Origin of the sequence: Enterobacter sp. 296B2 (genome assembly GCF_034106185.1) — a bacterium.
Taxonomy (GTDB): domain Bacteria; phylum Pseudomonadota; class Gammaproteobacteria; order Enterobacterales; family Enterobacteriaceae; genus Enterobacter; species Enterobacter cloacae_N.
The window spans coordinates 84,896-110,472 of record NZ_JAWNCA010000010.1; the positions used below are offsets into that span (position 1 = coordinate 84,896).

The window sequence follows — 25,577 nt, forward strand, 5'->3', positions numbered from 1 at the left end:
TGATTCACTGGCATTGTGAGTGTGTGAAAAATTAATTCGTATCGCAAATTAAACACCCATTTTTTGTGATTTTTGTCACCAAATATCGTAATCCCCCCTCCCTTTCACTGGCTAACAGCCAAAACTTATTTTATCATTCAAAAAATCAAGACGGATTGATCCGGCCTGAAAGGTTCCAGGTTACGCTTAAGCATCAGGTTCCGATTACCATCCGCCCACTCTTCTACTTTAACTCTTGAGGTGAACAATGAGACTGATTCCCCTGGCAACTGCTGAACAAGTCGGTAAATGGGCCGCTCGCCATATCGTTAACCGTATTAATGCCTTCAAGCCTACTGCCGATCGTCCGTTCGTTCTTGGCCTTCCAACCGGTGGTACTCCACTGACCGCGTACAAAGCGCTGGTTGAAATGCACAAAGCGGGCCAGGTTAGCTTTAAACATGTTGTAACCTTCAACATGGACGAATATGTTGGCCTGCCAAAAGAACATCCTGAAAGCTACCATAGCTTCATGCACCGCAATTTCTTTGATCACGTTGATATCCCAGCTGAAAATATTAACCTGCTGAATGGAAATGCGCCTGATATTGACGCAGAATGCCGTCAGTACGAAGAAAAAATCCGTTCTTACGGTAAAATCCACCTGTTTATGGGTGGCGTGGGCAACGATGGGCATATCGCGTTCAACGAACCAGCCTCTTCTCTGGCTTCCCGTACCCGCATTAAAACGCTGACCCATGACACCCGCGTGGCAAACTCCCGCTTCTTTGACGGTGACGTGAACCAGGTTCCAAAATACGCCCTGACCGTTGGCGTAGGCACCCTGCTGGATGCCGAAGAGGTGATGATTCTGGTGCTGGGCGGCGTGAAAGCGCAGGCGCTCCAGGCTGCCGTTGAAGGCAACGTTAACCACATGTGGACCATCAGCTGCCTGCAGCTGCATCCTAAATCAGTCATCGTCTGCGACGAACCGTCAACGATGGAGCTGAAAGTGAAAACGCTGAAATACTTCAACGAGTTAGAAGCAGAGAACATCAAAGGTCTGTAATTGAATAACCGCCTCTTCCACAAGAGGCGGCCGCTTTTTTTAACCGGGGGTCGTTATGTACGCTTTAACCCACGGTCGGATTTATACCGGCCATGAAATTCTGGATGACCATGCGATTGTTATCGCCAATGGCCTGATTGAACGTGTTTGTCCGCTGGCAGAGCTGCCGCCGGAGATTGAACAGCGCTCACTCAATGGAGCAGTAATCTCCCCCGGTTTCATCGACGTACAGCTGAACGGCTGCGGCGGCGTGCAATTCAACGACACCGCCGAGGCGGTGACGGTTGAAACGCTGGAAATCATGCAGAAAGCTAACGAGAAATCAGGCTGCACCAGCTATCTGCCGACGCTCATCACCAGCAGTGATGACCTGATGAAACAGGGTATCCGCGTGATGCGCGAATACCTGGCGAAACACCCGAATCAGGCGCTGGGTCTGCACCTGGAAGGACCATGGCTGAATATAGTGAAGAAAGGCACGCATAATCCGGATTACGTGCGCAAGCCTGATGCTGAACTGGTCGACTACATGTGTGCCAACGCTGATGTAATCGCTAAAGTGACGCTGGCGCCTGAAATGACCGGCACTGAGGTCATCAGCAAACTGGCTGCCGCCGGGATTGTGGTTTCCGCAGGCCACTCAAACGCCACGCTGAAAGAAGCCAAAGCGGGCTTCCGTGCGGGTATTACCTTTGCCACGCACCTTTACAACGCCATGCCGTATATTACCGGCCGTGAACCGGGTCTGGTCGGAGCGATTCTCGACGAACCAGACGTCTACTGCGGCATTATCGCTGATGGTATGCACGTTGATTACACCAACATTCGCAATGCCAAGCGGCTGAAAGGTGACAAGCTCTGCCTGGTCACCGATGCCACTGCGCCAGCAGGTGCAAATATTGAGCAGTTCATTTTTGCCGGTAAAACAATATACTACCGCAACGGACTGTGTGTGGATGAAAACGGTACGCTGAGTGGCTCCTCTTTGACCATGATTGAAGGGGTGCGTAATCTGGTTGAGCATTGCGGGATTGCGCTTGATGAAGTCCTGCGTATGGCCACCCTTTATCCGGCTCGCGCCATCGGCGTGGATAAACAGCTTGGCGGAATTGCACCAGGTATGGTTGCAAACCTGACGGCATTCACACACGATTATAAAATTATTAAGACCATCGTTAATGGTAACGAGGTCGTCACTGAGTAAGTAAAAGTATGACACCTGGCGGACAAGCTCAAATCGGTAATGTCGATCTCGTTAAACAACTTAACAGTGCGGCGGTTTATCGCCTGATTGACCAACATGGTCCAATCTCGCGGATCCAGATAGCCGAACAAAGCCAGCTTGCTCCCGCCAGCGTGACAAAAATCACCCGCCAGCTCATTGAGCGCGGTTTGATCAAAGAAGTCGATCAGCAGGCCTCCACCGGGGGCCGCCGCGCCATCTCCATTATTACCGAAACCCGCAACTTTCAGGCCATTGGCGTCCGGCTTGGTCGTCATGACACCACGCTCACGCTCTACGATCTGAGCAGCAAAGCCATTGCCGAAGAGCACTACCCGCTGCCCGAACGCACCCAGGAGACGCTGGAACACGCGCTGCTGAATACCATCGCGCACTTTATTGAAAGCTGTCAGCGCAAGATCCGCGAACTCATCGCCATCTCCGTCATTTTGCCGGGCCTCGTCGACCCGGAAAGCGGTGTAATCCGTTACATGCCGCATATTCAGGTTGAGAACTGGGCGCTGGTCGACGCGCTGGAGAAACGCTTTAAGGTGACCTGCTTTGTCGGCCATGATATTCGATCTTTAGCGCTGGCTGAGCACTACTTTGGTGCGAGTCAGGACTGCGAAGACTCTATTCTGGTGCGCGTACACCGCGGTACGGGCGCTGGCATTATCTCCAATGGCCGTATATTTATTGGTCGCAACGGTAACGTTGGCGAGATCGGCCACATTCAGGTTGAGCCACTCGGCGAACGCTGCCACTGCGGCAACTTCGGCTGCCTTGAAACCATTGCCGCCAACACGGCCATCGAGCAGCGCGTTCGCCACCTGCTTGAGCAGGGTTATCAAAGTCGCGTCACGCTGGACGATTGCAAGATAGGCACCATCTGCAAAGCAGCCAATAAAGGCGACGCCCTGGCGTGTGAGGTGATCGAGCAGGTAGGTCGCCATCTGGGGAAAACCATCGCTATCGCAATTAACCTGTTTAACCCGCAGAAAGTGGTGATCGCCGGAGAGATTGTTGAAGCGGAAAAGGTGCTGCTGCCCGCCATCGAAGGCTGTATTAACACCCAGGCGCTGAAAGCATTCCGCCAGAATCTTCCGGTGGTTCGTTCGAAGCTTGACCATCGCTCGGCGATTGGCGCATTTGCGCTGGTCAAGCGCGCCATGCTCAACGGGATCCTACTCCAGCATTTGCTGGAATCCTGATCGGACCTTATAGTAACGCCTTCTTTTTTTGATGTCGGAATGTCCATGACCATTAAGAATGTAATTTGTGATATCGACGGCGTGCTGATGCACGACAACGTTGCCGTGCCGGGTGCTGCGGAGTTTCTGCACCGCATCATCGACAAAGGAATGCCACTGGTTCTGCTCACGAACTACCCTTCCCAAACCGGTCAGGATCTGGCGAACCGTTTTGCCACCGCAGGCGTCGACGTGCCGGACAGCGTGTTTTATACCTCGGCAATGGCCACGGCGGATTTTCTGAAGCGTCAGGAAGGGAAAAAAGCTTACGTAGTGGGTGAAGGCGCGCTGATCCACGAACTGTATAAAGCAGGCTTTACCATTACCGATGTGAACCCGGACTTTGTGATTGTCGGCGAAACACGCTCCTTTAACTGGGAGATGATGCATAAAGCTGCCTACTTTGTCGCCAGCGGAGCGCGCTTTATCGCCACCAACCCGGACACGCACGGGCGTGGTTTTTATCCTGCCTGCGGCGCGCTGTGCGCCGGTATCGAAAAAATCTCCGGTCGTCAGCCGTTTGTGGTCGGAAAACCGAGCCCGTGGATCATTCGCGCCGCGCTGAACAAAATGCAGGCCCACTCTGAAGAAACGGTCATCGTCGGCGACAATCTGCGCACCGATATCCTGGCCGGTTTCCAGGCGGGTCTGGAAACTATCTTAGTGCTTTCCGGCGTCTCGCAGATTGATGACATTGACTCAATGCCGTTCAGGCCAAGCTGGATTTACCCCTCCGTCGACGAAATCGACATTATCTGATACTGAACCACGCCTCAGGGCGTGGTTTTTCATTTTCAGCCATACAAACAAAACCCTATCTAACAAAAAGCGTGTTTTATTGCATAATCATCAATAAAAGGATGAGTGACGTACTCTTTTTTCACTATTCCACAATCACTATTGCACTATTTCCGTTTTAGCCCGTAAAACCCTTGCGCCCCTTCCCCCTTTGCGGCATTTTCATAAGCAAGCAATATCACAATGCAACAGGGTTAACGGAGAAGGTTATGTGTTCAATTTTTGGCGTACTGGATATTAAAACTGACGCGGGCGAACTGCGTAAAAAGGCACTCGAACTGTCCCGCCTGATGCGCCATCGCGGACCGGACTGGTCAGGCGTATACGCCAGCGATAAAGCGATTCTGGCTCACGAACGTCTGTCTATTGTTGACGTCAACGCCGGTGCACAGCCGCTGTATAACGAGAAAAAAACGCACGCGCTGGCTGTCAACGGTGAAATCTATAACCATCAGGCGCTGCGCACCGAGTACGGCGACCGCTACGCGTTCCAGACAGGGTCTGACTGTGAAGTGATCCTGGCGCTGTATCAGGAGAAAGGTCCCGAGTTTCTCGACGATCTGCAGGGCATGTTTGCCTTCGCCCTGTACGACAGCGAAAAAGACGCCTGGCTGATTGGCCGCGACCACATCGGCATTATCCCCCTGTACATGGGCCACGATGAACACGGCAACTTCTATGTCGCGTCCGAAATGAAAGCCCTGGTTCCGGTCTGCCGCACTATTAAAGAGTTCCCGGCTGGCAGCTATCTGTGGAGTAAAGACGGTGAAATCCGTCCGTACTATCAGCGCGACTGGTTCGATTATGACGCGGTTAAAGACAACGTGACGGATAAAGCCGAGCTGCGTCAGGCGCTGGAAGATTCCGTGAAAAGCCACCTGATGTCAGACGTGCCTTACGGCGTACTGCTTTCCGGCGGTCTGGACTCCTCCGTGATCTCCGCGATTACCAAGAAATTCGCTGCTCGTCGCGTGGAAGATCAGGAGCGCTCCGAAGCCTGGTGGCCGCAGCTGCACTCCTTCGCCGTGGGTCTGGAAGGGGCACCTGACCTGAAAGCCGCGCAGGAAGTGGCAAACCATCTCGGCACCGTGCACCATGAAATTCACTTCACTGTGCAGGAAGGTCTGGATGCAATCCGCGATGTGATCTATCACATTGAGACCTATGACGTGACCACCATTCGCGCCTCCACACCGATGTACCTGATGTCGCGTAAGATCAAAGCGATGGGCATCAAGATGGTGCTCTCCGGTGAAGGTTCTGATGAAGTGTTTGGCGGCTATCTGTACTTCCACAAAGCGCCAAACGCCAAAGAGCTGCATGAAGAGACCGTGCGTAAGCTGCAGGCGCTGCACATGTTCGACTGTGCGCGAGCCAACAAAGCGATGTCGGCCTGGGGTGTGGAAGCGCGCGTGCCGTTCCTGGATAAAAAATTCCTCGACGTGGCGATGCGCATCAACCCAGAGGACAAGATGTGCGGCAACGGCAAGATGGAAAAACATATTCTGCGTGAATGCTTTGAATCCTACCTGCCGGCGAGCGTGGCCTGGCGTCAGAAAGAGCAGTTCTCTGATGGCGTTGGCTACAGCTGGATCGACACCCTGAAAGAGGTGGCGGCAAAACAGATTTCTGACCAGCAACTGGAAACCGCAAGCTTCCGCTTCCCGTACAACACGCCGGGCTCGAAAGAGGCGTACCTGTACCGTGAGATCTTTGAAGAGCTGTTCCCGGTTCCGAGCGCTGCCGAATGTGTTCCTGGCGGTCCGTCCGTGGCCTGTTCATCCGCAAAAGCCATTGAATGGGATGAATCTTTTAAGGCGATGAACGATCCATCAGGACGCGCGGTTGGCGTTCACCAGTCCGCCTATAAATAATCACAACGATTTCAAACAGGCCCTCAGGGGCCTGTTTTTTTTGCCTCACCTTTCACCACCGAAAACCGATTAATAACCAATAATTGCCGAATATTCGGCCACGCTGTTCGCAACCTAACCAAACAGTCACATTCCGGCTATTTTCGTTGAAAAAGGTGTTGACGCTGCAAGGGTCTATACGCATAATGCGCCCCGCAACGCCGATAAGGTAACGCGAAAAAAAGATGGCTACGTAGCTCAGTTGGTTAGAGCACATCACTCATAATGATGGGGTCACAGGTTCGAATCCCGTCGTAGCCACCATCTTTTTTTGCGGGAGTGGCGAAATTGGTAGACGCACCAGATTTAGGTTCTGGCGCCGCAAGGTGTGCGAGTTCAAGTCTCGCCTCCCGCACCATTCCCGGGTAAGCGTTGCACGGATGGGGTATCGCCAAGCGGTAAGGCACCGGTTTTTGATACCGGCATTCCCTGGTTCGAATCCAGGTACCCCAGCCATATTTCTTCGATTTTGCGGTTCTCCGCGGTATTGGGGTATCGCCAAGCGGTAAGGCACCGGTTTTTGATACCGGCATTCCCTGGTTCGAATCCAGGTACCCCAGCCATCGAAGACTGCAGTACTGGCTACGTAGCTCAGTTGGTTAGAGCACATCACTCATAATGATGGGGTCACAGGTTCGAATCCCGTCGTAGCCACCAAATTAAGATTATCGATTTGTTTCGGTAATAAAAAATTGTTGGGGTATCGCCAAGCGGTAAGGCACCGGATTCTGATTCCGGCATTCCGAGGTTCGAATCCTCGTACCCCAGCCAATTTAAAAAGTCGTTAAGCCGTATGTTTAACGCAATTGGGGTGTCGCCAAGCGGTAAGGCTCTGGTTTCTGATACCAGCATTCCGGGGTTCGAATCCCTGCACCCCAGCCACTCAAAACAAATAAGCCCGCTCTGCGGGCTTTTTTGTTTTTGTTGCTCAGAATTGTGCGGCCTGATGCCCTCACCCTGGCCCTCTCCCACTGGGAGAGGGAATAATGATTAGAGTCCTAAGGCGTATTTCAGCGCCTGACGCTTCAGACCACCGGCACGCTCTGCTGCCATCAATCCGATGTTACGCAGAATGCGCACCGGAGCTACGTCATTGCTGAACCCGGCATAGAACAGATCCATCCCCGACTGCATGATGAAGTTATCCGCCATACGGCGCGTCTGGTAGCGCTTGAGTACCTGATGGCTGGCCCATGCCTCCGCATGACCGCGCGCATTGCTTAAAACATCCAGCAAGGCGTCGACGTCACGGTATCCAAGGTTGACTCCCTGCCCCGCCAGCGGGTGAATGGTGTGTGCCGCATCGCCCACCAGCGCCAGCCCTTCACGGGCATACTGTAACGCGTGGCGCCGCGTGAGCGGAAATGCCCCTGCGGCGACCGGCGTCACGTTGCCCAGACGGCTCGGGAAGTGAAGCAAGATCTCGCGCTGCAACTGCTCCATCGACAGCCCCTGCAGCTGGCGAATGCGCGCCGGCTTGTCGTACCAGACCAGCGACGCCCAGTTATCATACAGCGGTAAAAACGCGTGCGGACCGTTCGGAGTAAAGTGCTGCCAGGTGCTTTCGCCCGGCGCATTCTCACACTGAACGGTGATCAGCATACAGGACTGCTGGTACTGCCAGGCATGAACGCCGATGCCCGCCATCTCCCTGACCTGCGAGTTAGCGCCATCGGCCCCGACGACCAGCTTCACTGCCAGCTCATCGCCGCTGTCGAGGATCAGTAGATAGCCACTCTCGTGAGGATGCAGTGCCTTAAGTGACGCAGGCATACGCAGCGTCACCTTCGGATGTGCCTCCAGCGCCTGCCAGAGCGCCAGCTGGAGCACGTTGTTTTCCACCATATAGCCCAGGCGCGGCAACTTCAGCTCAGCGGCGTCAAACGACACGTGAGCATTTTCCCACTCCCAGGTTTCAAGGCGGCTGTAAGGATGCGCACGCATCGCCAGCACCGCCTCCCAGACGCTCAGGCCGCGCAGCAGATCGACGGACGACGCGCTGATGGCGGAAATGCGCACGTCCGGTTTGCTGGCGGGATCGAATGCCGGCGGTGCCGACTGCTCAATTACCGTTACCTCAAATCCCTGCTGCGCCAGCCCCAGCGCCAGCGCGCCGCCGACCATACCGCCGCCGACAACGGCAACTTCGGTGTGTTGGAGTGTCATGGTCATTTTTCCTTCTTGGAGAATCCCTTAAGTTTACCGGATTTTTGCGGTCATGAGACACATAACCGTCACACTGGTCACAACCCCACCAAAGCATTACAATACGCGGCTTGCAATCCTGAGCTGAGCAAGTCGATGACTAAAAAACTCCATATAAAAACCTGGGGCTGTCAGATGAACGAATACGATTCATCCAAGATGGCCGATCTGCTGGATACCACCCACGGATACCAGCTGACTGAAAATGCGAAAGAAGCCGATGTGCTGCTGCTGAACACCTGTTCAATTCGTGAAAAAGCACAGGAAAAAGTCTTTCATGTGTTAGGCCGCTGGAAGCTTCTGAAACGGAAAAATCCGGACCTGATCATCGGCGTGGGTGGCTGCGTCGCGTCGCAGGAAGGTAAGCTGATCCGCCAGAGAGCCCCGTATGTGGATATCGTCTTTGGCCCTCAGACCCTGCACCGCCTGCCTGAGATGATCAATCAGGTTCGCGGTAACCGCAGCCCGGTTGTTGACGTCAGCTTCCCGGAGATCGAAAAATTCGACCGCCTGCCAGAGCCGCGCGCCGATGGCCCGACCGCTTTTGTCTCCATCATGGAAGGCTGCAACAAATACTGTACCTACTGCGTGGTGCCTTACACCCGTGGTGAAGAGGTCAGCCGCCCGGCAGATGATATTCTGTTTGAAATCGCGCAGCTTGCCGCGCAGGGCGTCCGTGAAGTGAACCTGCTCGGCCAGAACGTTAACGCCTGGCGTGGGGAAAACTACGACGGCACCATCGGCAGCTTTGCCGAACTGCTGCGCCTGGTGGCCGCGATTGACGGTATCGACCGAATCCGCTTTACCACCAGCCATCCGATGGAGTTTACCGACGACATCATTGACGTGTATCGCGATACGCCTGAGCTGGTGAGCTTCCTGCACCTGCCGATTCAGTGCGGCTCTGACCGCGTTCTGAACCTGATGGGCCGCCCGCATACGGTGCTGGAGTACAAATCCACCATCCGCAAGCTACGTGAAGCGCGTCCGGATATCCAGATCAGCTCCGACTTCATTGTTGGCTTCCCTGGCGAAACCGCTGATGACTTCGAGCGCACCATGAAGCTCATCGGTGAAGTGAACTTTGACGTCAGCTACAGCTTCATCTTCTCAGCGCGTCCTGGAACACCCGCGGCCGACATGGTTGACGATGTGCCGGAAGAAGAGAAAAAGCAGCGTCTGTATATTCTGCAGGAGCGCATCAACCAGCAGGCAAACGCCTGGAGCCGCCGTATGCTCGGCACCGTCCAGCGCATTCTGGTGGAAGGCACCTCCCGCAAGAGCATTATGGAGCTGTCCGGTCGTACCGAAAACAACCGCGTGGTGAACTTTGAAGGCACCCCGGATATGATCGGTAAATTCGTGGACGTCGAGATTGTCGAGGTGCTGACCAACTCGCTGCGCGCGAAGGTGGTACGCACCGAGGACGAAATGGGCCTGCGTATCGCAGAGTCACCGGAATCCGTGATCTCGCGTACCCGCAAAGAAAACGATTCTGGCGTTGGGATTTACCAGCCTTAATCCTTCAGGCCTGCCGCTTTGGCAGGCCTTGTATTTCCTCTCATCGCCCCCAATATCTTCCGCAACGCTTGCGCCTTTATTCTGTGGCGTGAATAATTTCGGTAATGACCGTTTTATTGCGCCGTGTGGCAGCGGGTCAGTTAACCAATCAAAGAGGAACAGTTTGAACATAGATACGCGTGAAATTAGCCTTGAGCCCGCAGACAACGCTCGCCTGCTGAGCCTGTGCGGGCCGTTTGATGACAACATCAAACAACTGGAACGACGTCTGGGTATCGAAATCAATCGTCGCGATAACCATTTCAAACTCACCGGACGCCCTATCTGCGTCAACGCGGCTGCGGATATTCTGCGCAGCCTGTATGTCGATACCGCCCCAATGCGCGGCGAGATTCAGGACATCGAACCGGAACAAATTCACCTCGCCATTAAAGAGGCGCGCGTGCTCGAGCAAAGCGCGGAAAGCGTGCCGGACTATGGCAAGGCGATCAACATTAAGACCAAGCGTGGCGTCATCAAGCCGCGCACGCCAAACCAGGCGCAGTACATCGCTAATATTCTTGACCATGACATCACCTTCGGCGTGGGTCCGGCGGGTACGGGTAAAACCTATCTGGCGGTTGCCGCGGCGGTCGATGCACTGGAACGCCAGGAGATCCGTCGCATCCTGCTGACCCGCCCTGCCGTGGAAGCGGGTGAAAAACTGGGCTTCCTGCCTGGCGATCTGAGCCAGAAGGTCGACCCGTACCTGCGCCCGCTGTATGACGCGCTGTTCGAAATGCTCGGCTTTGAGAAGGTTGAGAAGCTGATTGAGCGTAACGTTATCGAAGTGGCTCCGCTCGCCTACATGCGCGGTCGTACGCTGAACGATGCGTTCATCATTCTCGATGAGAGCCAGAACACCACCATCGAACAGATGAAGATGTTCCTGACGCGTATCGGCTTTAACTCGAAAGCGGTCATCACCGGTGACGTCACCCAGATCGACCTGCCGCGCAGCACCAAATCCGGCCTTCGCCACGCCATCGAAGTGCTGGCCGAGGTCGACGAAATCAGCTTTAACTTCTTCCACAGTGAAGACGTAGTACGCCACCCGGTGGTCGCGCGCATCGTTAACGCCTATGAAGCCTGGGAAGAGGCGGATCAAAAACGCAGGGCAGAACAGGCCGCGGAACGTAAGCGCGAAGCGCAGGAGCAAGAACAGAAATGAGTCAGGTGATCCTCGATTTACAGCTGGCCTGTGAAGACAATTCAGGCATACCAGAAGAGGCACAGTTTCAGAAATGGCTGGATGCCGTTATTCCTCAGTTTCAGGAAGAATCAGAAGTCACGATTCGCCTGGTGGATGAAGCGGAAAGCCACGAGCTTAACCTGACCTATCGCGGAAAAGATAAGCCGACCAACGTGCTCTCTTTCCCGTTCGAAGCGCCGCCGGGCATCGAGATGCCACTGCTTGGTGATTTGATCATCTGCCGTCAGGTAGTGGAACAGGAAGCCAAAGAGCAGCAGAAACCGCTGGAAGCCCACTGGGCGCATATGGTGGTACACGGCAGCCTGCACCTGTTGGGCTACGATCATATTGAAGATGACGAAGCGGAAGAGATGGAGTCCCTTGAGACAGAGATAATGCTTGCTCTGGGCTATGAGGATCCGTACATTGCCGAGAAAGAATAGTCAGTTACTGACTACCATGCCGCCGCGCAGGGACATAGCGCGGTGGTTAACGTTGAACTAATAAGAGAACCCTTAACAAACGCCATGAGCGACGACAATTCACACAGTAGCGACACGACAACCAGTAAAAAGGGATTTTTCTCCCTCATTCTGAACCAGCTTTTCCACGGCGAGCCGAAAAACCGTGATGAACTGCTGGAGCTGATTCGTGATTCCGGGCAGAACGACCTTATCGACGAAGATACGCGCGAAATGCTCGAAGGGGTTATGGACATCGCTGACCAGCGCGTCCGCGACATCATGATCCCCCGCTCGCAGATGATCACCCTGAAACGTAACCAGACCCTGGACGAGTGCCTCGATGTGATCATCGAATCCGCCCACTCGCGTTTCCCGGTCATCAGCGAAGATAAAGATCACATCGAAGGGATTTTGATGGCGAAAGATCTGCTGCCGTTTATGCGCAGCGATGCCGAAGCCTTCAGCATGGAAAAAGTGTTACGCCAGGCCGTGGTTGTGCCGGAAAGTAAACGTGTGGATCGGATGCTGAAAGAGTTTCGCTCTCAGCGTTACCACATGGCGATTGTTATTGATGAATTCGGCGGCGTCTCAGGTCTTGTCACGATCGAGGATATTCTTGAACTGATCGTGGGTGAAATCGAAGACGAGTACGACGAAGAAGAGGATATCGACTTCCGTCAGCTCAGCCGCCACACCTGGACCGTGCGCGCGCTGGCCTCGATTGAAGACTTTAACGACGCCTTTGGTACTCACTTCAGCGATGAAGAGGTCGATACCATTGGCGGACTGGTGATGCAGGCCTTTGGCCATCTTCCGGCGCGCGGTGAGACCGTTGACATCGACGGTTACCAGTTCAAAGTAGCAATGGCCGACAGCCGACGTATTATACAGGTTCACGTCAGAACGCCGGACGATTCACCGGTGCCAAAACTGGAAGATTAATGTAAATGGCATTTGCCCCATTGCTTGAACGCCAGCGCGTCCGTTTGCTGCTGGCGCTGTTGCTCGGAGCCAGCGGTACGCTGGCTTTTTCTCCTTACGATATCTGGCCCGCGGCCATTCTCTCCCTGATGGGACTTCAGGGCCTGACCCTGAACCGTCGTCCGGTACAGGCCGCCGCCATTGGCTACTTCTGGGGGCTGGGGCTGTTTGGTTCCGGCATTAACTGGGTCTACGTCAGTATCGCCCAGTTTGGCGGGATGCCGGGCCCGGTTAACGTCTTCCTGGTCGTACTGCTCGCTGCTTATCTCTCGCTGTACACCGGTCTGTTCGCCGGTATCCTTTCTCGCCTGTGGCCTAAAACCACCTGGCTGCGCGTCGCCATTGCCGCGCCGGTAGTCTGGCAGATTACCGAGTTCCTGCGTGGCTGGGTGCTGACCGGTTTCCCGTGGCTACAGTTCGGCTACAGCCAAATTGACGGCCCGCTGAAAGGTCTGGCGCCGGTAATGGGCGTTGAAGCCATTAACTTCCTGCTGATGGTGGTGAGCGGCCTGCTGGTCCTGGCGCTGGTCCAGCGCTGCTGGAAACCGCTGGCTGTGGCGCTGGTGCTGTTCGCCCTGCCCTTCCCGCTGCGCTATATCCAGTGGTTCACGCCTGAGCCTGAGCGCACCATGCAGGTTTCCATGGTGCAGGGGAATATCCCGCAGTCCATGAAGTGGGACGAAAAAGAGCTGCTGAACACCCTGAAGATCTACGCCAACGCCACCGAAGAGGTGATGGGTAAATCGCAGCTGATTATCTGGCCAGAGTCTGCCATTCCCGATCTGGAAATCAACCAGCAGCCGTTCCTGAACATGATGAACGACCTGCTGGTAGCGCGCGGCAGCACGCTGATTACCGGCATTGTCGATGCGCGGCTGAATCAGCAGAACCGCTACGACACCTACAACACTATCATTACGCTTGGGAAAGATAGCGAGTACAGCTATCACTCTACTGACCGGTACAAAAAGAACCACCTGGTGCCGTTTGGTGAATTTGTCCCGCTGGAGTCGATTTTGCGCCCGCTGGCACCGTTCTTTGACCTGCCGATGTCCTCCTTCAGCCGCGGCCCGTACGTTCAGCCCCAGCTGCATGCGCACGGTCTGGCTCTTACGGCGGCCATCTGCTACGAAATCATCCTCGGCGAGCAGGTGCGGGATAACTTCCGTCCGGATACCGACTATCTGCTGACCATCTCCAACGATGCCTGGTTTGGTAAATCTATCGGCCCGTGGCAGCACTTCCAGATGGCGCGCATGCGTTCCCTGGAGCTGGCGCGTCCGCTGCTGCGCAGCACCAACAACGGCATCACCGCCGTGATTGGTCCGCAGGGTGAAATCCAGGCCATGATCCCGCAGTTTACCCGTGAGGTGCTGACCACTAACGTCACGCCAACCACGGGACTTACGCCGTACGCCCGCACCGGCAACTGGCCGCTGTGGATTTTGACCGCGCTGTTCGGCTTTGGCGCCGTGCTGATGAGCCTGCGTCAGCGTCGTAAGTAATCTCACCCCTCACCCTGGCCCTCTCCCCATAGGGGAGAGGGAACTGTTCTCTGCACATTTTCACTATCCAGCTCCGCCTTTTCCCCTCTCCCTTCCAGGGTGAGGGTGGAATTCAAATCTGGCACGCCTATTGCTTTATTTATTCACGCAAACGCAGTTTGGCTTAACGTGTAACCTTGTCGCACCAGCGTAGATCATCGGTAGCACCGAAACGGTGCAACGGGAGATTATTGCCTCTGAATGGTGCGGCGCGCTTCGCAAAAATAAACAATAACGCAGCAAAATCTTTACATTAAGCCAGACTAAATGTTAACAAGCTTGCATAACACTGCACTCGCATCGCGCGAGATATAACAACATCACAATGGGTATCAATGCGTCACTGGCGCTGATAAGAAAGGAGTTGGGTATGCAATTACGTAAACTGGCCACAGCAATGCTGGTTATGGGAATGTCCGCAGGCGTGGTTCACGCTGAAGACGCTCCGGCAGCAGGCAGCACTCTCGACAAGATTGCCAAAAACGGCGTCATCGTGGTCGGCCACCGTGAATCTTCCGTCCCGTTCTCTTACTACGACAACACGCAAAAAGTCGTGGGCTATTCACAGGATTACTCCAACGCCATCGTTGAAGCTGTGAAGAAAAAGCTGAACAAACCTGATCTGCAGGTGAAGCTGATCCCAATCACTTCACAGAACCGTATTCCACTGCTGCAAAACGGCACCTTTGACTTCGAGTGTGGCTCTACCACCAACAACCTCGAACGCCAGAAGCAGGCGGCCTTCTCTGACACCATCTTTGTCGTGGGTACCCGTCTGCTGACCAAAAAAGGCGGAGCGATCAAAGATTTTGCTGACCTGAAAGGCAAAGCGGTCGTTGTGACCTCCGGTACCACTTCTGAAGTCCTGCTGCACAAGCTGAACGACGAGAAGAAAATGGACATGCGCATCATCAGCGCGAAAGACCATGGCGACTCTTTCCGTACCCTGGAAAGCGGCCGTGCCGTCGCGTTTATGATGGATGACGCCCTGCTGGCGGGCGAACGTGCGAAGGCGAAGAAACCAGACAACTGGGATATCGTCGGTACCGCGCAGTCCAAAGAAGCCTACGGCTGTATGCTGCGTAAAGACGATCCGCAGTTCAAAAAGCTGATCGATGACACCATCGCTCAGGTTCAGACCTCCGGCGAAGCGGAAAAATGGTTCGACAAGTGGTTCAAGAACCCGATTCCACCAAAAAACCTGAACATGAATTTTGAACTCTCTGACGACATGAAAGCGCTGTTCAAATCTCCAAATGACAAGGCTCTTAACTAATTAGAACAACAGGGGCGGGATCTCCTGCCCTCTCGATTGTCGGGAAGCATGGACAGACTATACGTTGAGTGGTCGTTCCCCACTCAGCGCGAAAAATGAGCTTCTCACCAATCTTCGAGGGTAGCGCTGCTACCCTCTTTTTTCTGGAGTTTATTATGTCAATAGACTGGAACTGGGGCATATTCCTGCAACAAGCCCCGTTCGGCAACACCACCTATCTTGGCTGGCTGTGGAGCGGCTTTCAGGTTACCGTGGCATTATCGATAACGGCGTGGATCATCGCGTTTCTTGTCGGTTCGCTGTTCGGTATTCTGCGCACCGTCCCTAACCGTTTCCTTTCAACCATTGGCACACTGTATGTGGAACTGTTCCGTAACGTTCCGCTCATCGTGCAGTTCTTCACCTGGTATCTGGTCATCCCGGAACTGCTGCCGGAAAATATTGGCATGTGGTTCAAGTCGGAACTGGATCCGAATGTGCAGTTCTTTGTCTCCTCCATGATGTGTCTGGGGCTGTTTACCGCTGCGCGCGTTTGCGAGCAGGTGCGTGCCGCCATTCAGTCATTGCCGCGCGGACAAAAAAATGCGGGCCTGGCCATGGGCCTGACCCTGCCACAAACCTACCGCTATGTGCTGCTGCCTAACGCCTACCGCGTTATCGTTCCACCGATGACCTCTGAGATGATGAACCTGGTGAAAAACTCGGCCATCGCCTCAACCATCGGCCTGGTGGATATGGCTGCACAGGCGGGCAAGCTGCTGGATTACTCCGCTCACGCGTGGGAATCCTTCACCGCGATCACGCTCGCCTATGTTCTGATTAACGCTTTCATCATGCTGGTGATGAACCTGGTTGAACGCAAAGTACGCCTGCCGGGCAATCTGGGGGGCAAATAATGTACGAATTTGACTGGAGTTCTATTGTTCCATCCATGCCCTACCTGCTCGATGGTCTGGTAATTACCTTAAAGATCACCGCGATCGCCATCATCGTGGGTATCGTCTGGGGCACCCTGCTGGCCGTCATGCGACTGTCGAGCTTTAAGCCGCTCGCCTGGTTTGCGACCGCCTACGTTAACGTGTTCCGCTCTATTCCGCTGGTGATGGTGCTGCTGTGGTTTTATCTGATCGTCCCCGGCTTCTTACAGAACGTGCTGGGGCTGTCGCCGAAAACTGATATCCGCCTGATCTCCGCTATGGTGGCGTTCTCAATGTTTGAGGCCGCTTATTATTCAGAGATTATCCGCGCGGGTATCCAGAGTATCTCCCGCGGGCAGTCCAGCGCCGCGCTGGCACTGGGAATGACGCACTGGCAGTCCATGCAGCTCATCATTCTGCCGCAGGCGTTTCGCGCCATGGTTCCGCTCCTGCTGACCCAGGGTATCGTGCTGTTCCAGGATACCTCTCTGGTTTATGTTCTGAGCCTGGCGGACTTTTTCCGTACCGCGTCGACCATCGGTGAACGTGATGGTACGCAGGTCGAGATGGTGCTCTTCGCGGGTGCGGTCTATTTTGTGATTAGTTTAAGCGCGTCGCTGTTGGTCAGCTGGCTGAAGAAAAGGACGGTATAATGATTTCCCTGAAAAATGTTTCTAAATGGTATGGGCACTTTCAGGTGCTGACCGACTGCTCCACCGAAGTCAAAAAAGGCGACGTGGTGGTGGTGTGCGGGCCGTCCGGTTCCGGTAAGTCCACGCTGATCAAAACGGTTAATGGTCTGGAGCCTGTGCAGCAGGGCGAAATTGTTGTGAACGGCACCAAAGTGAACGATAAGAAAACCAACCTCGCCCAGCTTCGCTCTCACGTTGGCATGGTGTTCCAGCATTTTGAGCTGTTCCCTCACCTCTCCATTATTGAGAACCTGACGCTGGCGCAGGTAAAAGTGCTTAAGCGTGATAAAAAAGCGTCGCGAGAGAAAGGGCTGAAGCTCCTGGAGCGTGTGGGGCTTTCTGCGCATGCCGATAAGTTCCCGGCGCAGCTTTCCGGCGGCCAGCAGCAGCGTGTGGCGATCGCGCGCGCGCTGTGTATGGATCCGGTGGCCATGCTGTTCGATGAGCCCACGTCGGCGCTCGATCCTGAAATGATCAACGAAGTGCTGGACGTGATGGTCGAGCTTGCGCACGAAGGGATGACCATGATGGTGGTGACGCACGAAATGGGCTTCGCCCGTAAAGTGGCCAACCGCGTGATCTTTATGGACGAAGGGAAAATTGTCGAAGACTCACCGAAAGAAGAGTTCTTCGCCAACCCGAAATCCGAACGCGCCAAAGATTTCCTCGCGAAAATCCTGCACTAATCTTCTCGGTGCGCAATCTGCGGATTGCGCACTGCTTCACGCTTTCACTCAGTTCCTCTCGTCGGCGTCACATTGCAGCGTTAACCTTGTCACAAAATAACGCTACGTATGGAGAACGCTATGGCACAGCCAATTATTCTCGATTGCGATCCGGGTCATGATGACGCGATCGCGCTCGTCCTTGCACTTGCCTCCCCTGAACTCGATGTAAAAGCGGTCACCTCGTCCGCTGGAAACCAAACGCCTGATAAAACCCTGCGCAACGTGCTGCGCATGCTGACGCTGCTCAAACGCACCGATATTCCTGTCGCCGGCGGGGCCGTGAAGCCGCTGATGCGCGAGCTGATCATTGCCGACAACGTTCATGGGGAAAGCGGCCTGGACGGTCCGGTACTGCCGGAGCCGGGCTTTGCGCCGCAAAACTGCACCGCCGTGGAGCTGATGGCGAAGGTGCTGCGCGAAAGCGCGGATCCCGTGACGCTGGTAGCCACCGGACCGCAAACCAACGTTGCGCTGCTGCTAAACAGCCACCCGGAACTGCACGGTAAAATCGCCCGTATTGTGATTATGGGCGGCGCGATGGGGCTGGGGAACTGGACGCCGGCTGCGGAGTTCAACATCTTTGTCGACCCGGAAGCTGCTGAGATTGTCTTCCAGTCCGGCCTACCGATTGTGATGGCTGGGCTGGACGTTACCCACCGCGCGCAGATTATGGCGGACGATATTGAGCGTTTCCGCTCCGTGGGTAATACGGTCGCGACAACCGTGGCCGAACTGCTCGACTTCTTTATGGAGTATCACAAAGCCGAAAAGTGGGGTTTCCACGGCGCGCCGCTGCACGACCCGTGTACCATTGCCTGGCTACTGAAGCCTGAGATGTTTACCACTGTGCACAGATGGGTTGGCGTCGAGACGCAGGGGAAATACACCCAGGGGATGACGGTGGTGGATTACTATTCGCTGACGGGGAATAAACCGAATACAACCCTGATGGTGGATATCGACCGGGGGGCGTTTGTGGATTTGCTGGCGGAGAGACTGGCTTACTATAGTGCGGCCTGATGCCCTCACCCCAACCCTCTCCCACGGGGAGAGGGAGCAAACACTAAAAACGGCAACAGGTTGCCGTTTTGCTTTTACCTTTTGCGGCCTGATGCCCTCACCCTGGCCCTCTCCCACCGGGAGAGGGAACAAACCTGCGCTTTTATCTAAGGCTCAAACGGGCGACGCTGGAACTGATCGTACCCACACTTCGGACACAGCGGCAACACATCCGGCGTATACACCGCAATATGGTGATGGCACTTCTCACACACCAGATTCCCCAGCCCCACGACTTCACCGCTCTGGTACACGCCGTGATGGTTTAAATCCTGGAATACTTCGCGCCACTCCAGTTGGGTTTTATCGGTAATATCCGCCAGCTCCTGCCACAGGCTCTCTTTGATCACCCGCATAAAGACGCTGTCCGTGACCTCTTCCTGGCTCTCTTCGTAGCTACGCGCAAACTCCTCAAGATCGCGGCGCACGGCGCGCGTCACCTCTTCCACTTCGGTTCGCGTTAACTCACCCGTTTGCGTCACCCGGGCACGCGCCTGTTCGACCAGCGCGTCAATATCGCGCTCACCGTTACGCAGCCGTTCCGTCAGTGTCGCCACCAGTTCGCGGTAAAATTGAGCAACCTTGTTCATCATTTTGCCTCCCGGGTAAGTAACTATTTCTAATAATAGACCTTATTTCACCGCCGCTTTGTCAGGTGAAGCACAGACCCGGTAAATTCCTGCAAAGTGCAATTGCGCGAAAGGCTGTTTTGACGCGGGCGTTTGGGCTATGCTATGCGGATCTGAATTACCACATCCATTGGCTACATTTTTGTAGCTGTATTGAACACAGGACCACTGGCTGCCATGCAAGAGCAATACCGCCCGGAAGAGATAGAATCAAAAGTCCAGCAACACTGGGACGAGAAGCGCACCTTTGAAGTAACCGAAGACGAGAGCAAAGAGAAGTATTACTGCCTGTCGATGCTTCCCTATCCTTCTGGTCGACTACACATGGGCCACGTGCGTAACTACACCATCGGTGATGTGATCGCTCGTTACCAGCGCATGCTGGGAAAAAACGTTCTGCAGCCAATCGGCTGGGATGCGTTCGGCCTGCCTGCAGAAGGCGCAGCGGTTAAAAACAATACCGCTCCGGCACCATGGACGTATGACAACATCGCGTACATGAAAAACCAGCTCAAAATGCTGGGCTTCGGTTATGACTGGAGCCGCGAGCTGGCGACCTGTACCCCGGAATACTACCGCTGGGAGCAGAAGTTCTTCACCGAGCTGTACAAAAAAGGCCTGGTATACAAGAAAACGTCTGCCGTTAACTGGTGCCCGAATGACCAAACCGTTCTGGCGAACGAGCAGGTTATTGACGGCTGCTGCTGGCGCTGCGACACCAAAGTTGAGCGTAAAGAGATCCCGCAGTGGTTTATCAAAATCACCGCTTACGCTGATGAGCTGCTGAACGATCTGGATACGCTGGACCACTGGCCTGACACCGTTAAGACCATGCAGCGCAACTGGATCGGCCGTTCTGAAGGCGTGGAAATTACCTTCAACGTTGAGAACTACGATCAGACCCTGACCGTCTACACCACCCGTCCGGACACCTTCATGGGCGCGACCTACCTGGCCGTGGCCGCAGGTCACCCGCTGGCGCAGAAAGCGGCAGAGAACAATCCGGAACTGGCTACCTTCATCGACGAGTGCCGCAACACGAAAGTGGCCGAAGCCGACATGGCGACGATGGAGAAAAAAGGCGTTGCGACGGGCTTCTATGCTAAGCACCCGCTTACTGGCGAAGCGATCCCGGTCTGGGCGGCAAACTTCGTGCTGATGGAGTACGGTACCGGTGCGGTAATGGCCGTTCCGGGTCACGATCAGCGCGACTACGAATTTGCCACCAAATACAACCTGCCGATTAAAGCCGTTATTCTGGCTGCCGATGGTTCTGAACCCGACCTGACCGAGCAAGCGCTGACCGAAAAAGGCACCCTGTTCAACTCCGGCGAATTCAGCGGTCTGAGCTTCGAAGAGGGCTTCAACGCCATCGCCGACAAGCTGGCCTCACTGGGCGTGGGCGAGCGTAAAGTGAACTTCCGTCTGCGCGACTGGGGCGTCTCCCGTCAGCGCTACTGGGGTGCGCCGATTCCAATGGTGACCCTGGAAGATGGCACCGTGATGCCAACGCCGGAAGATCAGCTGCCGGTGATCCTGCCGGAAGACGTGGTTATGGACGGCATCACCAGCCCGATCAAAGCCGATCCTGAGTGGGCAAAAACCACCGTCAACGGCCAGCCTGCGCTGCGTGAAACCGACACCTTTGACACCTTTATGGAGTCGTCATGGTACTACGCGCGCTATACCTGCCCGCAGTACAAAGAAGGTATGCTGGATTCTGACGCCGCCAACTACTGGCTGCCGGTAGACATCTACATTGGCGGCATCGAACACGCCATCATGCACCTGCTCTATTTCCGCTTCTTCCACAAGCTGATGCGCGATGCCGGCATGGTGAACTCTGACGAGCCCGCTAAACAACTGCTGTGCCAGGGCATGGTGCTGGCAGACGCCTTCTACTACGTTGGCGCGAACGGCGAGCGCAACTGGGTTTCTCCGGTTGATGCAATCGTTGAACGCGACGAGAAGGGCCGTATCGTTAAGGCGACAGACGCTGAAGGCCATGAACTGGTTTATACCGGCATGAGCAAGATGTCCAAGTCTAAGAACAACGGTATCGACCCGCAGGTGATGGTTGAGCGTTACGGCGCGGATACCGTGCGTCTGTTCATGATGTTTGCCTCTCCGGCTGATATGACGCTGGAGTGGCAGGAATCCGGCGTGGAAGGCGCGAACCGCTTCCTGAAACGCGTCTGGAAACTGGTGTACGAACACACCGCACAGGGTGATGCCCCGGCACTGAACGCCGCTGCGCTGAGCGAAGATCAGCAGGCGCTGCGTCGTGATGTTCATAAAACGATCGCGAAAGTGACCGATGATATCGGTCGTCGTCAGACCTTCAATACCGCAATTGCGGCTATTATGGAACTGATGAACAAGCTGGCGAAAGCCCCGCAGGACGGCGAGCAGGATCGTGCCATCATGCGTGAAGCGCTGCTGGCCGTCGTTCGCATGCTGAACCCGTTCACGCCGCACGTCAGCTTCACCCTGTGGCAGGAGCTGAAAGGTGAAGGCGATATCGACAACGCGCCGTGGCCGGTGGCTGACGAGGCAGCGATGGTGGAAAACACCACGCTGGTGGTGGTCCAGGTCAACGGCAAAGTCCGTGGTAAAATTACCGTGGCGGTTGATGCAACTGAAGATCAGGTTCGCGAGCGCGCGGGCCAGGAACCTCTGGTTGCGAAATATCTTGAGGGCGTTACCTTACGTAAAGCGATCTACGTACCGGGTAAACTGCTCAATCTGGTCGTTGGCTAAGCGCGGGAGGAAACGTGCGACAACTGGCAACAATACTCTTATCTCTGGCGGTGCTTGTCACCGCTGGCTGTGGCTGGCACCTGCGCAACACCACGGCGGTGCCACCTGAAATGAAAACGATGATTTTCGACTCATCAGATCCGAATGGCCCGCTCAGCCGGGCTATCCGTAATCAGCTGCGCCTGAATGACGTTGAGCTTATCGAGAAAGGTACGCTTCGTCAGGATGTACCGTCCCTGCGTGTTGTCGGAGGGGGACTGTCTAAAGACACCGCCTCTATTTTCCAGGATGGTCGTACCGCTGAGTATCAGATGGTGTTGACGGTCAACGCGGCTGTACTGATCCCTGGTAAAGACATCTATCCGATCAGCACGAAAGTGTATCGTTCGTTCTTTGATAACCCGCAAACCGCGCTGGCGAAAGATGCCGAAGAGCAGATTATTATCAACGAAATGTATGACAAGGCGGCGGAACAGCTGATCCGCAAACTGCCAGGTATTGCAGCGTCTAACCGGGAAGGTTCTGACATTATTGAAAAACCGGATGCCAGCACGCCTCCTGTTTCTACCTCTCTGGGTAAATGATGATCAGGCTGTATCCTGAACAACTCCGCGCGCAGCTCAATGAAGGGCTGCGCGCGGCGTATCTGCTGCTCGGAAACGATCCGTTGCTACTTCAGGAAAGCCTGGATGCCGTGCGGCATGCGGCCGCGGCTCAGGGCTTTGATGAACACCATACCGTTCAGGTGGATAACACCACCGACTGGAACGCCCTCTTCTCACTCTGTCAGGCGATGAGCCTTTTTGCATCGCGCCAGACAATCCAGATCCTGCTGCCGGAGAACGGCCCTAACGCGGCCATCAATGAGCAACTCGCCACCCTGGTGAGCCTGTTGCACAGCGATCTGCTGTTAATTGTGCGCGGCAGCAAGCTTACCAAAGCGCAGGAAAATGCGCCGTGGTTCACCCAGCTCGCGACCCACGCGGTACTGGTCACCTGCCAGACGCCTGAGCAGGCGCACCTGCCTAAATGGGTGGCGGCGAGAGCAAAGCAGAACAACCTTCAGCTGGACGATGCGGCGAACCAGCTGCTCTGCTACTGCTATGAAGGCAACCTGCTGGCTCTGGCACAGGCGCTGGACAGGCTTTCCCTGCTCTGGCCGGACGGCAAGCTGACCTTACCGCGCGTTGAGCAGGCCGTGAACGACGCAGCGCACTTTACGCCGTTCCACTGGGTGGATGCGCTGCTCTCGGCGAAAAGCAAACGCGCCCTGCATATTCTTCAGCAGCTGCGCCTGGAGGGCAGTGAACCCGTCATTCTGCTGCGCACGCTGCAGCGCGAACTGTTGCTGCTGATAACGCTCAAGCGCCAGTCGGCCCATACGCCGTTGCGCTCCCTGTTTGATAAACACCGGGTGTGGCAAAACCGGCGGGCAATGACCACCGAGGCCATCAACCGCCTGAGTCATGAACAGCTTCGCCAGGCAGTGCAGCTTCTGATGCGCGCCGAGCTCACCCTAAAACAAGATTACGGCCAGTCGGTGTGGGCAGAGCTGGAAAGCCTTTCCCTGCTGCTCTGCCACAAGGCGCTGGCTGACGTATTTATTGATGGATAGTATGCACTCTTTACAGGCCCTGTATGGCGGCACCTTTGACCCGGTACACTACGGGCATCTGAAGCCGGTAGAAATTCTGGCGAATCTGATCGGCCTGCAGCGCGTTACCATCATGCCCAATAATGTCCCTCCGCACCGCCCCCAGCCTGAAGCAACCAGCGAGCAGCGAAAAGAGATGCTCGCTCTGGCTATCGCGGATAAGCCGCTCTTCAGGCTGGACGAACGGGAATTGCGTCGTGACACCCCCTCGTGGACGTCGGAAACGCTGCAGGAGTGGCGAGCTGAGCAAGGGCCGAACCAGCCGCTCGCCTTTATTATCGGTCAGGACTCCCTGCTCAACTTTCCCACGTGGCACAAGTATGAAACCATTCTGGAGAACAGCCACCTGCTCGTCTGCCGCCGTCCGGGCTACCCGCTGACCATGCGAGAAGCGCAATATCAGCAGTGGCTTGAACACCATCTCACCGATAACGTTGAAGATCTTCACAACCAGCCCGCCGGAAAGATTTATCTGGCGGAGACGCCGTGGTTTGACATCTCAGCCACCCTTATTCGCGAACGTTTACAGCAGGGTTTAGCCTGTGACGATCTGCTGCCAGCCCCGGTGCTGGCGTATATTCATACGCACGGGTTGTATCAGAAAACCGCAGATAAATAGCCGGAAGGCATAAAAAGCAGCATATTGATTATCCTGCCTTGACAGGTTAAGCCATACTGTTATCCTCCGCTGCCAGACTTTCCCGCCGAACGTTGCTTTACAGAAATTGTTTTACAAAAATGGCGATGCAATCTCAGGCGGAGGGTGGGATGATACCCGCCTTCAAAAACCCGGACGGCGACATTTGTCCCGACAGGGGCGTCAGTTCAGGTATACTGTCTGGCCACGAATTCATAGTTGTACAATCTCATTCACCCAGGGGGAAAACTTGCAGGGTAAAGCACTCCAGGATTTTGTTATCGACAAAATTGATGACCTGAAAGGTCAGGACATCATCGCTATCGACGTTAAGGGTAAATCCAGTATTACCGACTGCATGATTATCTGCACCGGGACCTCTACGCGTCATGTTGTTTCGATTGCCGACCATGTGGTTCAGGAATCGCGTGCAGCAGGACTGTTACCGCTTGGCGTTGAAGGTGAAGCAACCGCTGACTGGGTGGTTGTTGACCTCGGCGATGTAATTGTCCACGTCATGCAGGAAGAGAGCCGTCGCCTGTATGAGCTGGAAAAACTCTGGGGTTAATGCGTGAAGTTGCAGCTGGTCGCCGTCGGCACCAAAATGCCGGACTGGGTACAAACCGGTTTTACTGAATATCTGCGTCGTTTTCCAAAAGACATGCCGTTCGAACTGGTGGAGATCCCCGCCGGGAAGCGCGGCAAGAACGCGGATATCAAACGTATTCTCGACAAAGAGGGTGAACTGATGCTGGCTGCCGCAGGCAAGAACCGCATCGTCACTCTCGATATTCCAGGTAAACCCTGGGATACGCCGCAGCTGGCGCATGAACTGGAGCGCTGGAAGCAGGATGGCCGCGACGTCAGTCTGTTGATTGGCGGGCCTGAAGGGTTATCCCCCGCCTGCAAAGCGGCAGCAGAACAAAGTTGGTCTCTCTCTGCGCTGACGCTGCCCCACCCGCTCGTTCGGGTCCTGGTGGCGGAAAGCTTGTATCGCGCGTGGAGCATTACTACCAACCACCCCTATCACCGCGAGTAATGACTGACC

At 55.1% G+C, this 25,577-nt stretch carries 23 protein-coding genes and 7 tRNA genes; 28 read left to right on the forward strand and 2 right to left on the reverse strand.

Annotated elements, in window-relative coordinates; all coding sequences use genetic code 11:
• Positions 1 to 247: 247 nt before the first annotated feature.
• From nagB to URZ40_RS10020, 12 genes are all read left to right on the forward strand, one after another.
• On the forward strand, positions 248 to 1,048 hold the full coding sequence (nagB, locus tag URZ40_RS09965; protein ID WP_028012356.1) for a glucosamine-6-phosphate deaminase: 801 nt from the start codon (positions 248 to 250) through the stop codon (positions 1,046 to 1,048).
• 55 nt (positions 1,049 to 1,103) lie between these two features.
• Positions 1,104 to 2,252 carry an N-acetylglucosamine-6-phosphate deacetylase gene (gene nagA / locus URZ40_RS09970; protein WP_028012355.1) on the forward strand — a complete coding sequence of 383 codons (1,149 nt, stop codon included), beginning with the start codon at positions 1,104 to 1,106 and terminating at the stop codon, positions 2,250 to 2,252.
• 8 nt (positions 2,253 to 2,260) lie between these two features.
• Positions 2,261 to 3,481 (forward strand): N-acetylglucosamine repressor, encoded by a 1,221-nt coding sequence (locus tag URZ40_RS09975; RefSeq protein WP_028012354.1) that lies wholly within the window; start codon positions 2,261 to 2,263, stop codon positions 3,479 to 3,481.
• A gap of 45 nt (positions 3,482 to 3,526) precedes the next feature.
• Positions 3,527 to 4,279 carry a ribonucleotide monophosphatase NagD gene (gene nagD / locus URZ40_RS09980; RefSeq protein WP_116343890.1) on the forward strand — a complete coding sequence of 251 codons (753 nt, stop codon included), beginning with the start codon at positions 3,527 to 3,529 and terminating at the stop codon, positions 4,277 to 4,279.
• Positions 4,280 to 4,527: 248 nt separating this feature from the next.
• On the forward strand, positions 4,528 to 6,192 hold the full coding sequence (gene asnB / locus URZ40_RS09985) for an asparagine synthase B (protein WP_316380491.1): 1,665 nt from the start codon (positions 4,528 to 4,530) through the stop codon (positions 6,190 to 6,192).
• A gap of 226 nt (positions 6,193 to 6,418) precedes the next feature.
• Positions 6,419 to 6,495: transfer RNA gene (locus URZ40_RS09990), tRNA-Met, on the forward strand.
• Between the two features lie 9 nt (positions 6,496 to 6,504).
• Positions 6,505 to 6,589: transfer RNA gene (locus URZ40_RS09995), tRNA-Leu, on the forward strand.
• Between the two features lie 23 nt (positions 6,590 to 6,612).
• Positions 6,613 to 6,687 (forward strand) — tRNA-Gln (locus URZ40_RS10000).
• Between the two features lie 32 nt (positions 6,688 to 6,719).
• Positions 6,720 to 6,794, forward strand: a tRNA-Gln gene (locus tag URZ40_RS10005).
• 17 nt (positions 6,795 to 6,811) lie between these two features.
• Positions 6,812 to 6,888 (forward strand) — tRNA-Met (locus URZ40_RS10010).
• Between the two features lie 39 nt (positions 6,889 to 6,927).
• A tRNA-Gln gene (locus tag URZ40_RS10015) sits at positions 6,928 to 7,002 on the forward strand.
• Positions 7,003 to 7,038: 36 nt separating this feature from the next.
• Positions 7,039 to 7,113 (forward strand) — tRNA-Gln (locus tag URZ40_RS10020).
• A gap of 108 nt (positions 7,114 to 7,221) precedes the next feature.
• Here the strand turns inward: URZ40_RS10020 and ubiF are convergent.
• The gene (gene ubiF / locus URZ40_RS10025; protein WP_316380492.1) at positions 7,222 to 8,397 is read right to left on the reverse strand and encodes a 3-demethoxyubiquinol 3-hydroxylase; all 1,176 of its coding nucleotides are present in this window, start codon (positions 8,395 to 8,397) and stop codon (positions 7,222 to 7,224) included.
• A 135-nt stretch (positions 8,398 to 8,532) separates the two neighbouring features.
• Between ubiF and miaB the strand changes: the two genes are divergently transcribed.
• The 10 genes from miaB to rihA all read left to right on the forward strand — a co-directional run bounded on the left by miaB (position 8,533) and on the right by rihA (position 18,810).
• The gene (miaB, locus tag URZ40_RS10030) at positions 8,533 to 9,957 is read left to right on the forward strand and encodes a tRNA (N6-isopentenyl adenosine(37)-C2)-methylthiotransferase MiaB (RefSeq protein WP_116341175.1); all 1,425 of its coding nucleotides are present in this window, start codon (positions 8,533 to 8,535) and stop codon (positions 9,955 to 9,957) included.
• A gap of 163 nt (positions 9,958 to 10,120) precedes the next feature.
• A complete protein-coding gene (locus URZ40_RS10035; RefSeq protein ID WP_080327896.1) occupies positions 10,121 to 11,167 on the forward strand; it encodes a PhoH family protein in 1,047 nt (348 codons plus the stop codon).
• Positions 11,164 to 11,631, forward strand: a complete 468-nt coding sequence (ybeY, locus tag URZ40_RS10040) for an rRNA maturation RNase YbeY (RefSeq protein ID WP_119915100.1) — start codon at positions 11,164 to 11,166, stop codon at positions 11,629 to 11,631. The genes URZ40_RS10035 and ybeY overlap by 4 nt, the downstream gene beginning before the upstream one ends.
• A gap of 84 nt (positions 11,632 to 11,715) precedes the next feature.
• Entirely contained in the window at positions 11,716 to 12,594 is an 879-nt protein-coding gene (corC, locus tag URZ40_RS10045) for a CNNM family magnesium/cobalt transport protein CorC (protein ID WP_021242574.1), read from the forward strand.
• A gap of 5 nt (positions 12,595 to 12,599) precedes the next feature.
• Positions 12,600 to 14,138: an apolipoprotein N-acyltransferase gene (gene lnt, locus URZ40_RS10050; RefSeq protein WP_320720488.1), complete on the forward strand. Its 1,539-nt coding sequence runs from the start codon at positions 12,600 to 12,602 to the stop codon at positions 14,136 to 14,138.
• Positions 14,139 to 14,547: 409 nt separating this feature from the next.
• The gene (locus URZ40_RS10055; protein ID WP_014831086.1) at positions 14,548 to 15,453 is read left to right on the forward strand and encodes an amino acid ABC transporter substrate-binding protein; all 906 of its coding nucleotides are present in this window, start codon (positions 14,548 to 14,550) and stop codon (positions 15,451 to 15,453) included.
• Positions 15,454 to 15,608: 155 nt separating this feature from the next.
• Positions 15,609 to 16,349 carry an amino acid ABC transporter permease gene (locus URZ40_RS10060; RefSeq protein ID WP_028012347.1) on the forward strand — a complete coding sequence of 247 codons (741 nt, stop codon included), beginning with the start codon at positions 15,609 to 15,611 and terminating at the stop codon, positions 16,347 to 16,349.
• Positions 16,349 to 17,023: a glutamate/aspartate ABC transporter permease GltK gene (gene gltK / locus URZ40_RS10065; protein WP_013097580.1), complete on the forward strand. Its 675-nt coding sequence runs from the start codon at positions 16,349 to 16,351 to the stop codon at positions 17,021 to 17,023. Before URZ40_RS10060 ends, gltK begins: the two co-directional genes overlap by 1 nt.
• The gene (locus URZ40_RS10070) at positions 17,023 to 17,748 is read left to right on the forward strand and encodes an amino acid ABC transporter ATP-binding protein (RefSeq protein ID WP_014883001.1); all 726 of its coding nucleotides are present in this window, start codon (positions 17,023 to 17,025) and stop codon (positions 17,746 to 17,748) included. Before gltK ends, URZ40_RS10070 begins: the two co-directional genes overlap by 1 nt.
• A 120-nt stretch (positions 17,749 to 17,868) precedes the next feature.
• On the forward strand, positions 17,869 to 18,810 hold the full coding sequence (rihA, locus tag URZ40_RS10075; RefSeq protein WP_316380494.1) for a pyrimidine-specific ribonucleoside hydrolase RihA: 942 nt from the start codon (positions 17,869 to 17,871) through the stop codon (positions 18,808 to 18,810).
• Between the two features lie 146 nt (positions 18,811 to 18,956).
• Here the strand turns inward: rihA and URZ40_RS10080 are convergent, their stop codons facing one another.
• The gene (locus URZ40_RS10080) at positions 18,957 to 19,439 is read right to left on the reverse strand and encodes a zinc ribbon-containing protein (protein WP_316380510.1); all 483 of its coding nucleotides are present in this window, start codon (positions 19,437 to 19,439) and stop codon (positions 18,957 to 18,959) included.
• Between the two features lie 216 nt (positions 19,440 to 19,655).
• Between URZ40_RS10080 and leuS the strand changes: the two genes are divergently transcribed.
• The 6 genes from leuS to rlmH all read left to right on the forward strand — a co-directional run bounded on the left by leuS (position 19,656) and on the right by rlmH (position 25,568).
• The gene (gene leuS / locus URZ40_RS10085) at positions 19,656 to 22,238 is read left to right on the forward strand and encodes a leucine--tRNA ligase (RefSeq protein WP_116341181.1); all 2,583 of its coding nucleotides are present in this window, start codon (positions 19,656 to 19,658) and stop codon (positions 22,236 to 22,238) included.
• Between the two features lie 14 nt (positions 22,239 to 22,252).
• Positions 22,253 to 22,822, forward strand: coding sequence for an LPS assembly lipoprotein LptE (gene lptE / locus URZ40_RS10090; protein WP_232935945.1), 570 nt, complete (start codon positions 22,253 to 22,255; stop codon positions 22,820 to 22,822).
• Positions 22,822 to 23,853 (forward strand): DNA polymerase III subunit delta, encoded by a 1,032-nt coding sequence (holA, locus tag URZ40_RS10095; RefSeq protein ID WP_316380511.1) that lies wholly within the window; start codon positions 22,822 to 22,824, stop codon positions 23,851 to 23,853. Before lptE ends, holA begins: the two co-directional genes overlap by 1 nt.
• Positions 23,846 to 24,511 carry a nicotinate-nucleotide adenylyltransferase gene (nadD, locus tag URZ40_RS10100; RefSeq protein ID WP_316380495.1) on the forward strand — a complete coding sequence of 222 codons (666 nt, stop codon included), beginning with the start codon at positions 23,846 to 23,848 and terminating at the stop codon, positions 24,509 to 24,511. Before holA ends, nadD begins: the two co-directional genes overlap by 8 nt.
• 268 nt (positions 24,512 to 24,779) lie before the next feature.
• Complete coding sequence (gene rsfS, locus URZ40_RS10105) at positions 24,780 to 25,097, forward strand: ribosome silencing factor (RefSeq protein WP_003858696.1); 318 nt, start codon at positions 24,780 to 24,782, stop codon at positions 25,095 to 25,097.
• A 3-nt stretch (positions 25,098 to 25,100) separates the two neighbouring features.
• On the forward strand, positions 25,101 to 25,568 hold the full coding sequence (gene rlmH / locus URZ40_RS10110; protein WP_003858701.1) for a 23S rRNA (pseudouridine(1915)-N(3))-methyltransferase RlmH: 468 nt from the start codon (positions 25,101 to 25,103) through the stop codon (positions 25,566 to 25,568).
• Positions 25,569 to 25,577: the final 9 nt, after the last annotated feature.